We start from the raw sequence: 3,397 nt of genomic DNA on the forward strand, positions 1-3,397 counted from the left end.
GCACTACACCTACAGGAGAAATGCTCTAGCAGGAGGAGTTGGGGCGAGTCGCGGTGCCGGATTCCTGGGTGGGAAGGGTTTGCGGGTTGGGGATCGGGTAGGGTGTGGTACCGGTGAGGGCGGAGATGCAGCCGTTGATGAGAGTGGTATCGGCGGCATTAAGCGTGGGGAGCACGGGCACGGAAAGGTCGGGTTTGGAGAAGTTGAAGGCGGAGGTCATGTCGCCCACGGTGGCCCGACGCCACGCGGAGAGATTAGGAACTTCGGCGCCGAAGCGGGTTTCGAGAAAGCGCAGCACGGAGGTGTGGTCGAAGGTGTCGGATGAGATGAAGCCACCGCGGGTGAACGGCGAAATCACAAGCATAGGCACACGAAAGCCGAGTCCGATCGGCCCGCTTATGCCGCGGAGTACTGATGCGTCCGGAACGGGTGCGACGGTGATGTATTCGCCAGGCGTGCCCGGAGGCGCTGTAGGCGGCGCAACATGGTCGAAGAAGCCACCGTTTTCGTCGTAGGTCACGAAGAGAACGGTCTTGGCCCACTGCGCTGAATTGGCAGTGAGAGCGTTGATGATAGTCGCAAGCGTGAGTTCACCCAAAAGAGATGGTGAAGGTGGATGGTCTGACTCGACCACAGAGGGAATGATCCAGGAAACCTGCGGCAGATTGCCGGAGGCGGCGTCAGCGACGAAGTCTGTGGGGAACTGTGGGCCAAAAGCGTTCTTATACAGCGGGGTCGTGGAGTCCTGATAGTTCTTGAAAAAGGGAAGAACGTTGTCGGACGATAGAAGGCCATTGCCGATACTGCTGTCGGCTGAGCTGTAGATCTTCCACGAGATCCCGCGCGACTGGAGCTGCTCCGGCATAGTCGTGTAAGTGAGCTTCCCGTACTTGGCGCCGTTGTTCCAACTCTGATGCTGCGCGAGCCAGCTGTGGTCAATGTCGTGGGTGCAGGCCGCGTTCCACTTCGAGGTGTCGAGGTGGAAGGGATAGAGCAGGCCGGTGGGAGTGGCGGTGGCATTGCTGGGAAAGGGCTGTTTGTATGCGTTGGAAATTTCGGAGAAGCCGCGTGCGCCTTTATAGCTGCCGAAGTAGTGGTCGAAGGAGCGATTCTCCTGGATGACGATGACGACATTCTCGATATCGGTGAGCTTGGCGCAGGTTGACGCGCCAGTCCCTCCGCCAGACACGGTGGAAGCAGCTTTATTGATCGCGCCGCAGCCCGGGATGAGCGAGGACGCACCGGCAGCAGCAGCAATTTTCAGGAGGTCACGGCGCGAGATGTACTTGGGGCCCATCTTCGGTTGAGCGACACCTCTCAACCTCTTAGATGCGCGATCTGCACGAAACATTTCGGCCTGGGTCCCACGAAACTTGCTGATTGCCGGTGACATGACTACATCGAAAGGTTAGTGTCGGAAAATTGGCAATCTTACCGGTGGCTTTCATGTTCAAGTAGATAGAAAAGGTGATTTTCGAGTTACAGCAGCGGTACACACATCAGCTTGGGTCACGTACCATAAATTGCCCTAAATTGGGGTCGAGCAACTACTTAGGACTACCTTCAACTGCTTTCCGATTTCCTGTATTATCATTGACTTACAAAGATATCCGGAAACTCATAATCCCTTGGCTGCAGGTTCGAAYCCTGSCGGGCCCACCACACTGAAATGCCTTCGAAGTAAAAATTGAAAGGCGCGTTCTGTCAGCAGTAGAGTGCTTGTCACTCTACTGCCTGACAGAACGGTACGGTTCTCTGAATCCCTCAAATCAAGGGAAAATGCTCTAAGTCGATGCCGACGGTCTGGCCGTTACAGACTATCGAAAGTGAAGGTCTCCCATTGGCCGCGCTCGGTTCGATTGGTGGCGATCGGCTGCCCAGCACCATCCTGCATACCTCCACCATTAATGGCGGTAAGGAAAAAGCGCGATGTCGTGGCTATCGCATACGTGCCGTCTGTCTGTTGGATGAGCACCAGGCTTTCCCAGCTACCTACTTGTGTGCGATTGGTCGCGATCGGCTGCCCAGGAGGATTTTGGACACCGCCGCCATTGACCGCGGTTACATAATTGCCGGTCATAGTTTGCAGAGCAAAGGTCTTGTTCGATACGTCGAGCGGGACCAGCGTGTACTTTTCCCAAGAACCGACCTGCGTTCGATTGGTTGCCATTACATCCCCTGAGGTGCCTGGCATTCCTCCGTTATTAACCGCGGTTATGTAATTGCCACTGTAGGTGCGGATCGCGATGCTCGGCAAGTAGGGTTCGCCAGGTTGCGGAGTCGGTCCGGATGGCGGCGTTGTCGGAGTCAACCCGCAGGCGTTGATCRCTGCGATTGTATCGCTCGCCAGAAAACCGGCGGTAGCCAGCAAGATTACTATCTCCGCGGCCAACGCGAGTCCATCGGTCGCGAATGCGGCTGTAATTGTTGCTATGCCGGTGACTCCATAAAGAATCATGTTCCACCAGGTGAGGCTGCCGGTGAAGGCATTGAACACTGCCCCCAGCGAGCCACCCGTATATATCGTTTTGAGGATTTGGAAGACTCCCCATGCGCGGTCAGTCACGCTTGCAGTCGATGCGCCCATTTGGGCGATGATCGTTTCGATCTTCGACAAGGACGGGGCAGCGGCGGCGGCCACTGCCTCGATCGTCGATGCCCTCACCGTGGTTCGTAATCCAACCGCGCCGACAGCGAGACAAATCACGTCGAAGATCACGAAACCGACTGCTTTCTGACATGCCGTGATTGCGGCCGTTGAGATCGGCGCAAAATCCGCCGGCGTGACGGAGTTCCAATCGACTGGCTTGCCACCGGCGATTCTTGTTGCGTCGTCCAGTGTCAAAGCCTGGACATGCTCAATGTTGGGATAGTAGCTCTTAAACGTTGCTAACTGCTCTGCTGCGGTCGCCATCGCTCATCCTCGTGATTTAGATTTGGGTAACTAAGTATGATCAGCCGGTTGCAATATCGCGAGCTACAATCGTGCCGATCGCCACAACTATAAAGACTTAAACATCAGGAATTGGTGAATGGATCTTCTGTAGGTCTCAAAGAGGATCTTGGGGTTGCGCGCTGAAGACGGTCAGGGGTTCGCTCCCAGACCATACTTATCCGACTATCCAGGGCGATGGTTGATTGGGATTGGAAGATACATGGTCGATCCAGTCACAAAGGCTCTGCGCAAGCTGCGAGCCTTGAGGGAGACTGGAAATAGAAGCCTGCTGTTTTTCAGATGTCGTTGCAAAGGTTCCTCTCGTTGAATGGGACATGGAGTTCCTGAATTCAGCCGAGACCTAAGCGAAGAAGTTTGTAGGTAGAAAGAAGGCAGATGGGGTACTTCAAGAGGGTCCAGATGTAGTTGCTCCGCTGGATCTCGGAGCTCCGTAGCCATACA

At 55.4% G+C, this 3,397-nt stretch carries 2 protein-coding genes; both read right to left on the reverse strand.

Annotated features, from left to right (window positions below; all coding sequences use genetic code 11):
• Nucleotides 1-25: 25 nt before the first annotated feature.
• The gene (locus AB4043_RS21510) at nt 26-1,297 is read right to left on the reverse strand and encodes an alkaline phosphatase family protein (RefSeq protein ID WP_442308036.1); all 1,272 of its coding nucleotides are present in this window, start codon (nt 1,295-1,297) and stop codon (nt 26-28) included.
• A 513-nt stretch (nt 1,298-1,810) separates the two neighbouring features.
• Entirely contained in the window at nt 1,811-2,914 is a 1,104-nt protein-coding gene (locus AB4043_RS21515) for a fascin domain-containing protein (protein ID WP_442308037.1), read from the reverse strand.
• Nucleotides 2,915-3,397 lie beyond the last annotated feature (483 nt).

The sequence above is a fragment of the Terriglobus sp. YAF25 genome (genome assembly GCF_052113305.1).
Lineage (GTDB): Bacteria > Acidobacteriota > Terriglobia > Terriglobales > Acidobacteriaceae > Terriglobus.

What these genes read in the sequence shown, in the direction of transcription:
- AB4043_RS21510 (WP_442308036.1), bottom strand. Translation starts at nt 1,297, where the DNA reads ATGGGCCCCAAGTACATCTCGCGCCGTGACCTCCTGAAAATTGCTGCT.